This window comes from Marinagarivorans sp. (genome assembly GCF_982758155.1).
Window position 1 is genome coordinate 1 of the sequence record NZ_CEXWTU010000130.1, and the last position, 13,672, is coordinate 13,672.

A 13,672-nucleotide genomic window follows, 5' to 3' on the forward strand; every position below is an offset into this window, starting at 1 on the left:
GTATTACACGCTTGGGCTGGAAGGAACGGCCATCATCTGTACATGAGTCCCAAGCGGCGGCAGCGGTTGGGCAAATGGGTTTGATACAAGCTTATGAAGAGGTTTTTTCAAAGTTTGCGATCCCAACGGCGCAGGTGCTGCTGGATCATGATGACTTTTCTAATCGCCAGCGATACTTGAATGCCCGCACCACCTTAAAGACATTGATTGGTTTGGGTGTTGTTCCCATTGTTAATGAAAACGATACTGTCGTCACCGATGAAATTCGTTTTGGTGATAACGATACTTTAGGGGCCTTGGTTGCGAATTGTATCGAGGCCGATACATTGATGATCCTCACTGATCAGATGGGTATGTACGACGCCGATCCACGTAAGCATGCGCTGGCAAAAATTATTCCCGAAACATCTGCCGATAATGAAATGCTGGATGCCATGGCGGGCGGCGGCGGCCTACTTGGCCGTGGCGGTATGGCGACTAAAGTTAAGGCGGCTCGTTTGGCTGCTCGCTCTGGTGCTAATACTGTGATTGTGGGTGGACGCATTGATGACGCAATCACTAAAGTTGTGCGTGGCGATAGTATCGGGACTTTGCTTTATGCGGCTCAGGAGCCGCTCGCAGCGCGAAAAAGTTGGTTGGCGGGACACTTGCAGGCCAAAGGTGAGTTGGTTTTGGATAGCGGTGCTGTTCGAGTGCTACGCGATAAAGGCAAAAGCCTTTTGCCGGTGGGTGTTAAGCGCGTAAGCGGCACTTTTACAAAAGGTGAGCTTCTTATTTGTCGTGATGAGCAGGGGGTTGAAATTGCCCGTGGCTTGGTGAATTACAGTAGCGATGAAGCGCGTAAAATTATTGGCTGTAGTAGCCAGGATATTAGCCGCTTGTTGGGTTATAAAGATTTTGATGAGTTAGTGCATCGAGATAATTTAGTTTTGGTTTAGTCAAAAAATATTCGAGTAGCCCACACGACGCTTTGCGGGTGTGGGCTTTTTTGTTTTGGCAATAAAGCACTGATTATTTAGGGTGCTTATTATTTTTAGGGTGATTTTAATATGGCCACGTTTAAAAAACATATTCACGCCATGAGCGCGTACAAGCCACCTCTTGATGGTCGCGACCCTAAAAGTCATTTGCTGCTAGATTTTAATGAGCGTACATTGCCTGTGTCTATTGATATCACTCAGGCTATGGTCGACTACATTCAGGCCGGTAAACTCCAGATGTACCCGGCTTACGGCGATATTGATCGTGTTATTGCGCAGTATTGCGGTGTTCAGGCTGAGCAGGTGATGATTACCAACGGCTCTGATCAAGGCATCGATTTAATTATTCGAGCCTCTTGCGTGGCGGGTGATGAAGCGATTATTCCCGCCCCAAGTTTTGCAATGTACAGCCAGTGTGCGAAAGTAGAAAATCTTAAAATTGTCGAGCCGCAATATTCGCGTGAAGAGGGTTTCCCTTTGGTTGGGGTGCTCGAGGCCATTACACCGAAGACGCGCATTATTTGTATCGCTAATCCCAATAATCCTAGTGGTACCGGTATTGCGCGTGAAGCTATTGAGCGTATTTTGATGGCGGCGCCCCACGCTACTGTGATGGTTGATGAGTGTTATTTTGAATATTCAGGTTTAACGGTGTGTGATTGGGTTGAGCGTTATACCAATCTTGTGGTTACGCGCACTTTCTCTAAAACGTGGGGTATTCCTGCTTTGCGCTTAGGTTTTGTTGTGAGCTGCAAAGAGAATATACAAGCCTTGTTGAATGTTCGTGGGCCTTACGATATTAATCAGTTGGCTGTCGTCGCTATTCGTGCGGCCTTAGCGAACCCTGAATATACCCATGTCTATGTTCATGAGGTTATGCAGCAAGCGAAGCCTCTATTTGAATCGTTTTTAAGTGATTGCAATATCCCGTTTTGGCCCAGCGATGCCAATTATGTTTGGTGCTTCCCGAAAGACCCGAGTGCAATTAATGCGGCGCTAGTGGCTGCAGGTATTCTTGTTCGGCCTAAAGCTGATGCAGATGGGCAATTGGGTTTAAGGGTGACGATAGGCACTGTTGAACAAACGCAGCGCGCGATTACAGTTATTCAGTCTGTACTTTAGTGGGGCAGCTGAAAGAGACATTTAATTTTATATAAAAGTGGTAACTATGGAAATTATTATTATCTCGCTGGCTTTGCTGGCATTGGTGGGTATTGCGCTCGAAGAAGTTATTCACCTTAATAAAGCGAAAAGCACCTTGTTTCTAGGATGTTTAAGTTGGTGCGTGCTATTTGTGTTTGCTTCAAAGCATGGCGATACGCAGCACATGAAGCACATGCTCGACGAAAACTTGTTGGATATCGCCTCTTTGTGGTTATTCCTGATGGCGACAATGACTTTTGTTGCCTATTTGAATGCGCGCGGGTTGGTTGGTGATGTGGTGAGTCGGATTCTTCCCGGTGAAATGAGCTTAAGGCGGCTGACGCTTTTATTGGCTGTTTTCTCTGTGGTCTTGTCTATGCTGTGCGATAACATTACAGCTACGCTGGTTGCTTTAGGTGTTGTGCAGGCCTTTAAGTTGGAAGTTAAAGAGCGCATTAAGTTGTGTGTGTTAGTGGTATTTGCGGTTAATTCCGGCGGGGTTATTTTAATTACGGGTGATGTTACGACCTTGATGATCTTCAGTGCTGGGCATGTGACGATTAGTGAGCTTTTGGCTTTGTTTATACCTACGTTAATTGGTGTTGCAACGCTAGCGTTTCTCATGACGTTAGGGCGCTCGCGGGTTGTTATTGCTGAGGTGAATACGCATAAAATTGAAACGTTAGATGTTGTGATTGCCGCGCTGTTCTTCTCAACCATTGTTTGCACTATGGTCTTTAATATTTTCTTTGGAATGCCGCCGGTGTTGACCTTCTTGATGGGCTTGTCGGTGATGTTCTTGATTGGTGGGGTGGTCAATAAATATCATCAAGAGGTGCATTTGTTAGAGTACATTCGCCAAATTCAGTTTGATACTTTGATGTTCTTTTTGGGAATACTACTGATTGTTGGCGCTTTAAAAGAGGTGGGCATTTTGGTTTGGGTGACAGACTTCTATTTTGCTGTTGATCCTAATGTTTCCAGTTTTGCTATGGGCGTATTGTCGTCGTTTCTGGATAATGTACCCTTAACCGCTGCCTTGTTGAAAGCTGAGCCAACGCTATCAAACCCACAATGGTTGGCGTTAACCTATGCGGTCGGTGTTGGTGGTTCGCTGTTGGTTATTGGTTCGGCTGCGGGTATTGTTGCGATGAGTAAAATGCGTGAATTAACCTTTATGCAGTATGCCCGCTTTATGCCGCAATTATTGGCGGCATACACGGCGGGTTACGGGGCTACCTTACTGCTTGCGCGTTAATTGCTAATAGCGCCTTCCTTAGTGGCGGCGCTCTATATTCTCGGTATAAAAAGGATGGTTAATCACAATGACATACCCGGCGACACTTTCTTCTTCGGCGCGCATTACGCCTCGCAATATTCTGGCCTTGGCTTGCATTCTTTTATCTTTGGCGATGTTGTATCCCGGCCTGACGCAGCCAATGATGAATCTAACGATTGAAGCGAGCTTGCCGTTATTGGGGAAGATGGAGTTTTACAACAAAACACAAAGTATTATGGAGTCAATTACCTCGTTATTTGAGAGTGGTAATCGTTTAGTCGCTATTTTGATTTTGTTGTTTAGTGTGGTTATTCCAGTGCTTAAGGCCATTTTTTTGTTGTTGGCGTTAGCTTTACCGATTGCGCGTATACGCGATCACTTACATCAGGTGGTGTTGTTGATCGGCAAGTGGTCGATGGCCGATGTTTTTGTTGTGGGTGTCTTTATGGCGTTCCTTGCGGGTAGTGCTCACCCTAGTGTACGTGCAACCCTGCATGATGGCTTTTATTTTTTTACCGCTTACTGTGTGTTATCGATTTTGGGTGCGCAGCTGCTCAAAGTGGTTGACCGGTGTGATCAGTAGTCAAGCTCGAGCTCTTTGGTTTGTGCGTGTTTAATGTTGGAAAGTACATCTTCTAGAGTATTGCTAAGTGAGGCGCTACGGCAGGGTCTTATGCGGCCGCTAGTGAGTTGTGTCTTGAGTTCCTCGTGGTCGATCTCTAAAACTTTTTGTCCTTGTCGAGAAATAAAAATGTACCGTCCTATTTGCTTAATAATGGCGGCAAGCTTACATCGAATTTCCTGATCATCCCTGTTGTAATAAAACCAGTTTCCTTCCTTTAGTATGGAGGTGTATTGAGCTTCTGCTGGGGGGTGGGCGCGCCCACTGATCTGTGCGTTTCGGACCCCTGTTAATCGAAGTTGCTTTTCGATATTCCTGGCGAGGAGTGGAGGCAGGCCTGCAATTGAGGCGTGGCTTGTGAGTTCAATGAACTGTTGAATGGCTTGTTCCCATTGAGTGGAGTGGGTGCCGTAACGGTTGCCTGTTAGTTCAAGTATTCGCAGCCATTCGTATTGAAGCTTCGCTGCCAGAGAGTTCTGCGTGTCTGTATCGAGTAGCAGCGTTTTTATCATGTGCCCGGCTTGTTCTTTAATGCTTGAAAATGTATGTACTTTATTTCTTGAGGGTAGGGTAATGACCTTGCCTGTGTTTGACGTTGTTTGGTTGTCGGTTGCTGGATTGGAGGCTTTAGGGGAGGGGGCGGGCACTACTGCTTCAGTACGTTTTTCGGGCGCGGTGGGTTGGGGTGCTACGCATTGTTTTACAAGGGGAGCCAGTATCATACGTGTTTCGTTTGTTTTTGCTGGGCCCTCTAGTGCTGAGGAGATAAAGTATTTTATGGCCATTTCGGTCTGAGATGACATCTCGTTAGAGTGTGCTGTTCTGTAATGGTGGCAGTGTTGAGCGATGGCTTTAAAGTCCAAAAGTAACTGTTTAAGTGGGTGCTTTGTGTCGTGAGCTAAAAATGCTTCCGGGATTGTTAACGAGCAATTAATAATCGGGAGGGCAATTTTCTTTGCCAGCGCGTGTAGTTTCGTGCCGACTTTATTTTGATTTAGCTCTTCATTGATAAATTGCTTTATCGATTGTATTGCAGCTTCCACGTCTGATATCGATGGTGATGATCGTTCTAGCGCTGGAAAATGTGCATTACTATCAAGGCAGATTTTGGGTTTGGGGAGGTCGCGAGAGAGGGAGTCTGTACTCATTGAAAAGTAACAGCCGCAGAAGCGATTCAATTGTTTATAAAAGCTTTCGGCTAAATGATCAAATTTTTGCTCTATGGCCTCAAGGTAGGGGCTGGGCTCAATGTCACTATTGATGGTGAGTATTTTATCGAGCGTGTCTAAGATGCAATGTTGCGCGAGCGGGTTAGTATTTGGGGTGATCCCGCTGTCTGTCGATAGATTAAGGTATTGGGTGAATTGTGTGACTAAATTTTGAGTGTCTAGGGTGCCGGGGCTTCTCTGTGAGTTGTCCGAAACCTGGGTGAGTGGTGCTTCTAAGCAGCGCTGGAGCCACTCTATAAATTGATTCAGGCTATTGCGTATTTCAAGTTCGCTGGGGAATGCTGTGTTTGGGTGCTGCCTTTGTGACTGCTCCATGAGCGACGGAAAAAAAACTTGGCAGTAATCAAGGATGTCGGGAAGTAATACGCTTTTGTAGATGCTCTGGGATGTCATCAACGGGCTGGCTCATGAAATTATAGTATGCGGCTGTCGCCTATCATGTTAACCAGTGGAGGTTGTGCGTGGCTACATTTTTTTGCGCATTAACTAAGAAATTCATTGGTTTGTGCGCCAATTAAATACTGCAGGGTATTCATTTGGCGCGAGACCCTGCTTACAGTTGGTCTGAGTCGATATCGTAATCGATAATGACGGGGCGGTGGCTCGAAAAGGTTTTGGTTTTATAAGTCGTTGCGTATTCTACTTTGTGTTTTAGCGCTGCGCTAACCACTTGGTAGTCGGTTCTCCAGCCGTCGCCGTCGGCATGATTACCTGATGGCCACCATGAATACTCGTCAGAATCGTTATTGGCTAAACGAAATGCGTCACAATAGCCGACTTGCTTAAAGAGCTGCTGTAGCCAGAGTTTCTCGTGGGGTAAAAAGCCGGCATCATGAACGTGTTCTTGCGCCTTTTCGACATCATTGTTGGTGTGAGCCATTGCCCAGTTACCACAAAAAATGAAGTGCCTGCGTTTGCGTGTCACTTTGTGCATTAGGGCTTGCAGATCATCAAAGAATTGTATTTTTTCTTCTAGTGATTCAGTGGAACTCATAGCGGCAGGTGCGAGAAGAGATCCAATGCTGTGCTGTTCGAAGTCGATTTGCAGGTAGCGGCCTTCCATGTCGACACCGCTACTGAAGCCGAGGCCAAATATTAACGCTTTAGGTTGGTGGCGGGTGTAAATTGCAACACCATTGTAATGCTTTGTGCCGGAGTCAAAAAAGTAAGCGAAGTAGCCATTGGGGTGGAATATATCGTCGTCCAATTCTGGCTCAAGTGCGCGCAAATCCTGTAAGCAGATGACATCTGCATCTTGCTCGGCAATCCATTCATACAGGCCGCGTTGGGCTGCTTGATGTATTCCGTCAACACTCAGAGAGATAATTCGCATTCGGGCCCCCTTGTGTGAGTGCGATTTTGGTTTGTGCGCCTTGTTTGTCGTGGCGGCTGGAGCAGTGTTTATTAACTTTTTAGTATAGGCGGCTGTGTGTAAATGGCCTAATTGCGCGCATTCTACCAAGAGTTGCTCGAGTATGCGTTGTGTTATTGGGGTTATTAGGCCCTTTGGCTAGTGAAAATACATTTTGATGTGTCAGGCTCAGCGTGGGTTCAGGAAAAACGGTAGAATATAGAGTCTACAGAGACTATTTAGAGGAGGCATCCGCAGTATGGAGTCTTATCAGCAACAATTTATCGAGTTAGCTCTCGAAAGCCAGGCCCTAAAATTCGGTGAGTTCACCTTGAAGTCTGGCCGTGTAAGTCCTTACTTTTTCAATGCAGGGCAATTTCAAACCGGTTTGGCTCTTGCTAAGCTTGGGCGTTTTTACGCGCAAGCGCTGGTTGAGTCCGGTGTTCCATTCGATATGATATTCGGGCCGGCTTATAAGGGGATTCCCCTCGCTGTCGCCGCCGCTTCGGCCTTGGCTGATGATTACCAGCTCGACCTTCCTTTTGCCTATAATCGCAAAGAGGTGAAGGCGCATGGTGAGGGCGGTTCGTTAGTCGGGGCACCATTGGCCGGCCGTGTAGCGATTGTCGATGATGTGATAACCGCCGGTACCGCGGTGAGGGAGGTGTTAGCCCTTATTGATGAGGCACAAGCGACGCCTGCAGCCTTGGTTATTGGCTTGAATCGACAGGAGCGTGGTCAAGGTGAGCTTTCGGCTATTGCCGAATTAGAGCAGCAGACGCCGGTAAAGGTAGTGAGCCTTATTAAACTTGATGACATTATGACCTACCTGGAAGATCGTTCGCAGGCTTACCCAGGGGTCTATGAAAAGATTTTGGCGTATCGACAGCAATATGGTGTAAGTGCATGAATACGATAAAGTTGGGCGTTTGTATTTCGGCGTTGGCTGTGAGCTGCTGGGTTGGTGTCGCAGCGGCTCAGGCGCAATATTACCGCTACGTTAATGAAGAGGGCGTAAAGGTGATGGGCCACTCCATTCCCCCAGAGCATGTCAAAAAAGGGTACGAAATAGTGTCCACCAACGGTCGTGTTATTGAGGTTGTCGAGCCGGCCCCAGACCCTGAATTTGTTGAGCAGGAGAGGGCGAAAGCTGAGCTGAAAGCCGAGTATGAGTTATTGGCCCGGCGCTACAGTACAGTACGGGACATAGAGGCTGCAAAGCAACGGAAGCTGGTGCATGTGGATGCAAGCATTGTGTTGGTTAATAGCAGTATTGTAAACATTCAGGAGGAGGTTGACGATATCACGGCGCGTGCAGCTGGATTTGAGCGCGCAGGTAAGGATGTACCTAAAAATATTCTGGATACATTGGCGGCGTTGAATGAAAAACTGGCGGCAACCAGTGCTATTCGGGCCCAGCGAATAGAAGAAAAGAGCATTATCGAAGATCGCTTTGCTAAAGAACTGCAGCTATTTACTCTGGGGGTGGCAAGCTTTTCGGATGGGGCCACAAGTGCTGTTAGCGATGCAGACCAGGGCAAGCCTTGAGATACATCTGCTGTGCAGCGAAACGCCTTACGGGTATTAGCTGGCGGTATTAATAAGCCCAGCTTGTAGGCATAGCCAAGCGCTAGACCAGTTGTCACTCGGTTGAGTTTTAAATTGGCTGCGCACGAAAGCAGCGACTCGGCCTTCCGCACAGGCTTGCGCCAGAGCCACTGTTTCGTTTATAGAAAGGGTATATCGAAGCCCGTTTTCTAGCTCGCTCTTACGCAATACTTGGCGCATTTCTGTGCTGAGTCGATCAAAAAATTGTCGAATTCGTGTGTGTAGGCGATCTCGCTCCCCGCTTATGGCATCTCCCGTTAATAGGCGGGTGATACCTGGGTTGCGCTCACAAAATACTAGGTAAACAAGTGTAATGCGTTCGATTTTCTCGGGCGCGCTTATGGTATCGCTGGCAATCGTACTGGCGCGGCTAAGAATGGCTGACTCTGCAAAATCGATAAGCCCTTCAAACATTTTTGTTTTGCTGGGGAAGTGTCGGTAAAGTGCAGCTTCGGATACGCCCACACTTTTGGCTAGGGCTGCAATACTGATACGGCCCCCTGGGTTGTCCTCAAGCATAAACGCTAGGGTTTCTAGAATTTGCTGTTTGCGATTTTTTTTAGGCTCAGTGGTGGTCATGCGTTATTGGCTCACAGGCTTTTATTTGTGATAAGTGTGCCAACCCCGGCATCGGTAAAAATTTCTAGCAGTACGGCATGGGGCACGCGGCCATCAACGATGTGTGCGCTCGCAACTCCAGATTTCACAGCATCTAATGCGCACTGAATTTTCGGTAGCATGCCACCGTATATGGTGCCGTCTTTAATCAATGCGTCTACGCGCGCGGTGGATAGGCCTGTGAGTACTTCGCCTTGTTTGTCCTGTAGGCCGCCAACATTGGTTAATAACATAAGCTTTTCGGCGAGCATGACTTCGGCAATTTTACCGGCAACAAGATCGGCGTTGATGTTGTAAGAGGCGCCATCTTTACCCACGCCAATCGGTGCGATAACGGGAATGAAATCCCCTTGAACAAGCAGGTCTATCACGCTGCGATCAATGCTCTCAACTTCACCCACGTGGCCGATGTCGATGATTTCAGGCGCTTTCATTTCGGGTGTTTGATGGCTTACTTCCATTTTTCTTGCGCGAATTAATCGCCCGTCTTTGCCTGTTACGCCGATGGCGTGCCCGCCATTATTGTTGATTAAGTTGACGATCTGTTTGTTGACGGAGCCGCCTAATACCATTTCCACGACATCCATGGTGGCGCTATCGGTAACCCGCATGCCGTCGACAAAGCTGGACTCAATGTTTAGCTTGTTGAGAAGTTCGCCAATTTGGGGGCCGCCACCGTGCACGACGATAGGGTTCATGCCGACCAGCTTCATCAAGACCACATCGCGAGCAAAGCTATTTTGAAGCGCTTCGTCAATCATGGCGTTACCGCCAAATTTCACAACAATGGTTTTGTTCGTAAAGCGCTGAATATAAGGGAGGGCCTCGGTGAGAACCATCGCGATTGCATTCGCATTACTGGTGGGCATGGTGTTACCTCGATCCTGAGTGTTCATTGGACACTGATGTATAAACAAAAGTAATAGGGCAAAACATTACCACTTGGGCGTGAGCGCAGTATCGATTTTTCTGAGTTCACGTGTGAGTAAGGCCTTTATGTCGTGTAGCTCTGAGTCGCTTTGAGCCTCGGCGCGCAAGGTTAAGTTGGCCGATGTGTTCGAGGCCCGCACGATACCCCAGCCATAAGGGAAGTCAACCCGAATGCCGTCTAGGGTTGTGATTTTCGCTTCTTTGAAATCGCCGGTTTCGATGAGCGTTTTAACCACTTCGAATTTTTGCGTTTCGTTGGCTGCAACAAGAATCTCTTGGGTGTTGGGGAGCTCTGGAAATTCTTCAAAGATATTATCGAGGGTATCGCCAGCAAGGCTAACTATTTCAGTTAGGCGTGCAGCGACATACATGCCGTCATCAAAGCCGAACCAGCGCTCTTTAATAAAGATGTGGCCCGAATACTCGCCGCCGAGCAGTGCGCCGGTTTCTGTGATTTTGGCCTTCATCGGGGCGTGGCCAGTTTTCCACATGATGGGGCGGCCCCCAAACTGGGTAACGACACGATTAATGCTGCGTGTGCATTTCACATCGTAGATAACATCGGCGCCGGGGTTGCGGGCGAGAATGTCTTTTGCGAATAGCATTAGTAGGCGGTCAGGCCATATGATTTGGCCGCTGTTCGTCACGACGACAAGTCTGTCGCCATCACCGTCGAAAGCGACGCCAAAATCGGCACCTATTTCTGCGACTTTATCAATTAACTGCTTGAGGTTTTCTGGTTTGGTTGGGTCGGGTCCGTGGTTAGGGAAGGTCCCGTCTAGGTCGCAGTTGATGCAAGTGGTTTCGCAGCCAAGTTCTTCGAATAGCTTAGGTGCCACTTTACCCGTTACGCCATTACCGGCATCAATAACTATCGAAACATCCCCTGCGAGGGCAACATCGGCAAAAATAGTATCGATATAATCTGCCGTGACGTCATGACGCTTTTCTTCACCCTTGCCAGAGTAGAAGCGATTCTTTTCAATGCGTTGTCGTATGGCTTGAATGTCTTCTTCTGTGCGAGCGCGCCCTTGCATCACACATTTGAAGCCGTTGAACTCTGGACCGTTGTGGCTTGCCGTTACCATAACGCCTGACTTGCAGCCTTCAAGGGTCTCGGTGGCAAAGTAAACGACGGGGGTGGGCACGGTGCCAATATTAATAACGTTGCAGCCTGTGCTTAAAATGCCGCGCACCAGGTACTCGGTTAAAATTGGGCTATGGGTCCGCGCATCGCGACCGACGATTAGTGATTCTTCGCCGAGGTCTAGCGCTTCGCTGCCAAGAGCTTGCCCAATAAGCTGAGCAGTATCATTGGTTATGTCCGTTTCGACGACGCCGCGAATATCGTAGGCCCTAAAAATGTGCCCCGGAACAATATTTTGTGGTGGGGTTTGCTCTTCCGGTGCCTCTACATCGTCAGGTAGGGAGTCTCCGTTTGGAGCGTCATCAAAACCTAGAAGATCATCATCCTCATCGATATTAATGTCGAGAATATCTGCGTTGAGGCTTGAGTATTCAGCCTCGCTATTGGCGTGTTCTTGGCCGACCTGCCCCATACGTTTATAGGTCTTGGCAATGGCTAAGCGCCGGCGCTCACCTTGGCGGCCTACAAATAACCCCGTTGTTATTGCAACCGTTAGGCCTAGCAGCCAAGTAATGCTGGTGCCAATGGCAAAGATTAGCCAGTTGGTTTGGGTTGATTGGGTCACCTTGTTGGATGGCATGTATTCGATGACCCAAGGTGTCCCTCCCACTTTTTTAGTAAAAAGGGCTGTGCCGCTGGCTTTGCCTGTGCTGTGGAGTCGGTGCTGGCCACTGCTGTAATTTTGAAGGAGGGTCAGCTTGCCTTCTTGCGTTAAGCCGTCAGTCATCGCCTCGAAGGTGCTATTCAGGCTTGACGTTATCAGCAGTGTGCCCACAACCGGTTTGGACGGGTCTGTTGGGATTGGTATTGCGAAATTTAAGCGCCAGCCTTGCTTGAGTTTAACCGCTTCAGGCTCTACAGAAATACGCTCTTCAATTTGTTGAATCATTTCCATTTCAGAGAAGCGCAGTGGGAGTTCGGCATCTAAATTAAGCTTTGCTTTTCCTTTTTGGATGAGGCGTACGCCCTCGGCTTGGAGGAAGTTACTTTTAATGTTTTGACGTATGCTGCGCAGTTCAAGTTGATCTCCTTTGGATAGGGCCTCTTCCAGTTGCGGGCTTTGGCCAAAAAAAGCGACTTTCTTTCGCAGGGTCATGAGGTGTGAATTAACGTTAGACACGGCTTTATCAATATTCTGCTGGGTAAACTCACTCAGCTGGTGCTCTTGCTCTGCAACGACAAGGCTAGACCAGAGGTAGTAGGTTGCGCCGCCGCATAGGAGAGTGGCGGCCAATAGGCAGCCACTCAGCCAGACCTTAACTGGCGAGCTTTTGACATAATCATTCAGCGCTGATGCGGTTTGTGCTGTTTTCACTTTCATGTGTTTTTAAAGGCTCGTCGTGTTAAGTGGCTCGTTTTGAGAAGCTTGAGCAATCAGTTGAATTAATTGTTCAGCGAGCTGGTGTTTTGTTTTGAGAGAAAGGTGCGTGTTCGATATTGCCATGGTGTTTGGCGTTTTACACAGGACGGTCACGGCATTGTGGTCGCTATTGAAGCCAATACGCTTATCAGAAACATCGTTGGCGATCACCATGTCTAACTTCTTGTTATGAAGTTTGTTGGTTGCATAGTTAATCACATCGTGGGTTTCGGCTGCAAAGCCAACGACCCAAGGTCTGGGGGTGAGATTGGCAACATCGGCAATAATATCGGGGTTCTTAATTAGCGATATTTGCATGTGATCTTCAGCCCCCTTTTTAATTTTTTTAGTCGCTACTTGGTTGGGGCGAAAATCGGCCACGGCGGCGGCGCCTATGAATATGTCGGCGCTTTTTGCCGCGCATAGGCTAGCGTCATGCATTTCTAGAGCGCTTGTTATAGCGATGTTTTTCGCGCCGGCAGGAGCGGCTAGTTGTGTGGGGCCGCTAATTAAAGTCACTTTCGCGCCTGCATTCATGGCAGCTTGAGCTAAAGCGTAGCCCATTTTTCCTGAGCTTTCGTTACTTAAGTAGCGTACTGGGTCGATGGCTTCGCGCGTAGGCCCCGCTGTGATCACAACATGCTTTCCTTGCAGTGCTAGGCCATGACTTAAATTCCCGTTGTTAGCCAGTTCCGCTGCCCACTGGATTAGGTGTTGTGTGATTTCTTGAGGTTCGAGCATTCGGCCCAGGCCGTTATCGCCGCAGGCTTGCTCCCCCTCGCCTGGGCCCCAAAGTCGAAAGTGTGGGTAAGCGGCTATTTTCTCAATGTTGGACTGGGTTACGGGGTTGCTCCACATGGCTTGGTTCATTGCTGGCGCCAAAGCAATTGGGGCTGCGGTGGCAAGACATACCGTGGTGAGTAAATCATTGGCGAGCCCGTGAGCGAGTCGTGCAAGGCAGTCTGCCGTGGCGGGCGCTATGACGACAATGTCTGCCCATCGTGCCAGCTCGATATGCCCCATGCCGGCTTCGGCAGTCGTATCCAGTAGGTGTGTGCGCACAGGGTTGCCGGATACGGCTTGAAGAGTCATTGGGGTGATGAACGCTTCGGCGGCAGGCGTCATAACGACTTGAATATTAGCGCCTTGCTTCTTGAGTTGGCGCGTTAATTCGGCGCATTTGTACGCCGCTATACCGCCGGTGATGCCCAAGAGAATATTTTTATTATGGAGATTGCTCATTTGCGCATTGGTGCCCCTGTCAATGGGCAGCTAAGATAGCAAATATGGGCGCTTTTCACCAAAGAAGTTGGCATATTACGGTCGGCTAATGGTCAAAGTGCATCACTAAGGGGCGTGCACGGAATAAGTTGCTGGAATTTGGGTTTTTGGGTGCTTGCTTGAC

Annotated in this window: 12 protein-coding genes; 6 read left to right on the forward strand and 6 right to left on the reverse strand. The window is 48.4% G+C overall.

The annotated features are described in order from the left end of the window. The 4 genes from proB to AC3A8L_RS13575 form a co-directional block, all read left to right on the forward strand. On the forward strand, nt 1–938 hold a 938-nt coding region (gene proB / locus AC3A8L_RS13560), incomplete at its 5' end, for a glutamate 5-kinase (RefSeq protein ID WP_487962802.1). A 111-nt stretch (nt 939–1,049) separates the two neighbouring features. After that, the gene (locus tag AC3A8L_RS13565) at nt 1,050–2,102 is read left to right on the forward strand and encodes a pyridoxal phosphate-dependent aminotransferase (RefSeq protein ID WP_487962803.1); all 1,053 of its coding nucleotides are present in this window, start codon (nt 1,050–1,052) and stop codon (nt 2,100–2,102) included. Between the two features lie 46 nt (nt 2,103–2,148). Next, nucleotides 2,149–3,381 carry a sodium:proton antiporter NhaD gene (gene nhaD, locus AC3A8L_RS13570; protein WP_487962804.1) on the forward strand — a complete coding sequence of 411 codons (1,233 nt, stop codon included), beginning with the start codon at nt 2,149–2,151 and terminating at the stop codon, nt 3,379–3,381. A 67-nt stretch (nt 3,382–3,448) separates the two neighbouring features. After that, on the forward strand, nt 3,449–3,985 hold the full coding sequence (locus tag AC3A8L_RS13575) for a paraquat-inducible protein A (RefSeq protein WP_487962805.1): 537 nt from the start codon (nt 3,449–3,451) through the stop codon (nt 3,983–3,985). On the opposite strand, the gene AC3A8L_RS13580 is transcribed toward AC3A8L_RS13575, so the two are convergent. Together AC3A8L_RS13580 and AC3A8L_RS13585 are read right to left on the reverse strand one after the other, a co-directional pair. Continuing rightward, complete coding sequence (locus tag AC3A8L_RS13580; protein ID WP_487962806.1) at nt 3,979–5,646, reverse strand: hypothetical protein; 1,668 nt, start codon at nt 5,644–5,646, stop codon at nt 3,979–3,981. The two genes, AC3A8L_RS13575 and AC3A8L_RS13580, sit on opposite strands and share 7 nt — an antisense overlap. Before the next feature lie 160 nt (nt 5,647–5,806). Continuing rightward, nucleotides 5,807–6,586 carry an exodeoxyribonuclease III gene (locus AC3A8L_RS13585; protein ID WP_487962807.1) on the reverse strand — a complete coding sequence of 260 codons (780 nt, stop codon included), beginning with the start codon at nt 6,584–6,586 and terminating at the stop codon, nt 5,807–5,809. A 277-nt stretch (nt 6,587–6,863) separates the two neighbouring features. Here AC3A8L_RS13585 and pyrE point away from each other — a divergent pair, with 277 nt between their 5' ends. Together pyrE and AC3A8L_RS13595 are read left to right on the forward strand one after the other, a co-directional pair. Beyond that, nucleotides 6,864–7,514 carry an orotate phosphoribosyltransferase gene (gene pyrE / locus AC3A8L_RS13590; protein WP_487962808.1) on the forward strand — a complete coding sequence of 217 codons (651 nt, stop codon included), beginning with the start codon at nt 6,864–6,866 and terminating at the stop codon, nt 7,512–7,514. Continuing rightward, nucleotides 7,511–8,152 (forward strand): DUF4124 domain-containing protein, encoded by a 642-nt coding sequence (locus tag AC3A8L_RS13595; protein WP_487962809.1) that lies wholly within the window; start codon nt 7,511–7,513, stop codon nt 8,150–8,152. Before pyrE ends, AC3A8L_RS13595 begins: the two co-directional genes overlap by 4 nt. Nucleotides 8,153–8,188: 36 nt before the next feature. Here AC3A8L_RS13595 and slmA read toward each other — a convergent pair whose 3' ends face one another. The 4 genes from slmA to coaBC form a co-directional block, all read right to left on the reverse strand. Further along, the gene (slmA, locus tag AC3A8L_RS13600; RefSeq protein ID WP_487962810.1) at nt 8,189–8,791 is read right to left on the reverse strand and encodes a nucleoid occlusion factor SlmA; all 603 of its coding nucleotides are present in this window, start codon (nt 8,789–8,791) and stop codon (nt 8,189–8,191) included. Between the two features lie 11 nt (nt 8,792–8,802). Next, a complete protein-coding gene (gene argB, locus AC3A8L_RS13605) occupies nt 8,803–9,699 on the reverse strand; it encodes an acetylglutamate kinase (protein WP_487962811.1) in 897 nt (298 codons plus the stop codon). Nucleotides 9,700–9,765: 66 nt separating this feature from the next. Next, nucleotides 9,766–12,228 carry a phosphomannomutase/phosphoglucomutase gene (locus AC3A8L_RS13610; protein WP_487962812.1) on the reverse strand — a complete coding sequence of 821 codons (2,463 nt, stop codon included), beginning with the start codon at nt 12,226–12,228 and terminating at the stop codon, nt 9,766–9,768. Between the two features lie 6 nt (nt 12,229–12,234). Further along, on the reverse strand, nt 12,235–13,509 hold the full coding sequence (gene coaBC, locus AC3A8L_RS13615) for a bifunctional phosphopantothenoylcysteine decarboxylase/phosphopantothenate--cysteine ligase CoaBC (RefSeq protein WP_487962813.1): 1,275 nt from the start codon (nt 13,507–13,509) through the stop codon (nt 12,235–12,237). Nucleotides 13,510–13,672 lie beyond the last annotated feature (163 nt).

Coding starts and splice junctions, on each gene's coding strand:
- argB (WP_487962811.1), bottom strand. CDS start 9,699: ATGCCCACCAGTAATGCGAATGCAATCGCGATGGTTCTCACCGAGGCC.
- pyrE (WP_487962808.1), top strand. CDS start 6,864: ATGGAGTCTTATCAGCAACAATTTATCGAGTTAGCTCTCGAAAGCCAG.
- AC3A8L_RS13575 (WP_487962805.1), top strand. CDS start 3,449: ATGACATACCCGGCGACACTTTCTTCTTCGGCGCGCATTACGCCTCGC.
- coaBC (WP_487962813.1), bottom strand. CDS start 13,509: ATGAGCAATCTCCATAATAAAAATATTCTCTTGGGCATCACCGGCGGT.
- AC3A8L_RS13585 (WP_487962807.1), bottom strand. CDS start 6,586: ATGCGAATTATCTCTCTGAGTGTTGACGGAATACATCAAGCAGCCCAA.
- nhaD (WP_487962804.1), top strand. CDS start 2,149: ATGGAAATTATTATTATCTCGCTGGCTTTGCTGGCATTGGTGGGTATT.
- AC3A8L_RS13565 (WP_487962803.1), top strand. CDS start 1,050: ATGGCCACGTTTAAAAAACATATTCACGCCATGAGCGCGTACAAGCCA.
- AC3A8L_RS13595 (WP_487962809.1), top strand. CDS start 7,511: ATGAATACGATAAAGTTGGGCGTTTGTATTTCGGCGTTGGCTGTGAGC.
- AC3A8L_RS13580 (WP_487962806.1), bottom strand. CDS start 5,646: ATGACATCCCAGAGCATCTACAAAAGCGTATTACTTCCCGACATCCTT.
- AC3A8L_RS13610 (WP_487962812.1), bottom strand. CDS start 12,228: ATGAAAGTGAAAACAGCACAAACCGCATCAGCGCTGAATGATTATGTC.
- slmA (WP_487962810.1), bottom strand. CDS start 8,791: ATGACCACCACTGAGCCTAAAAAAAATCGCAAACAGCAAATTCTAGAA.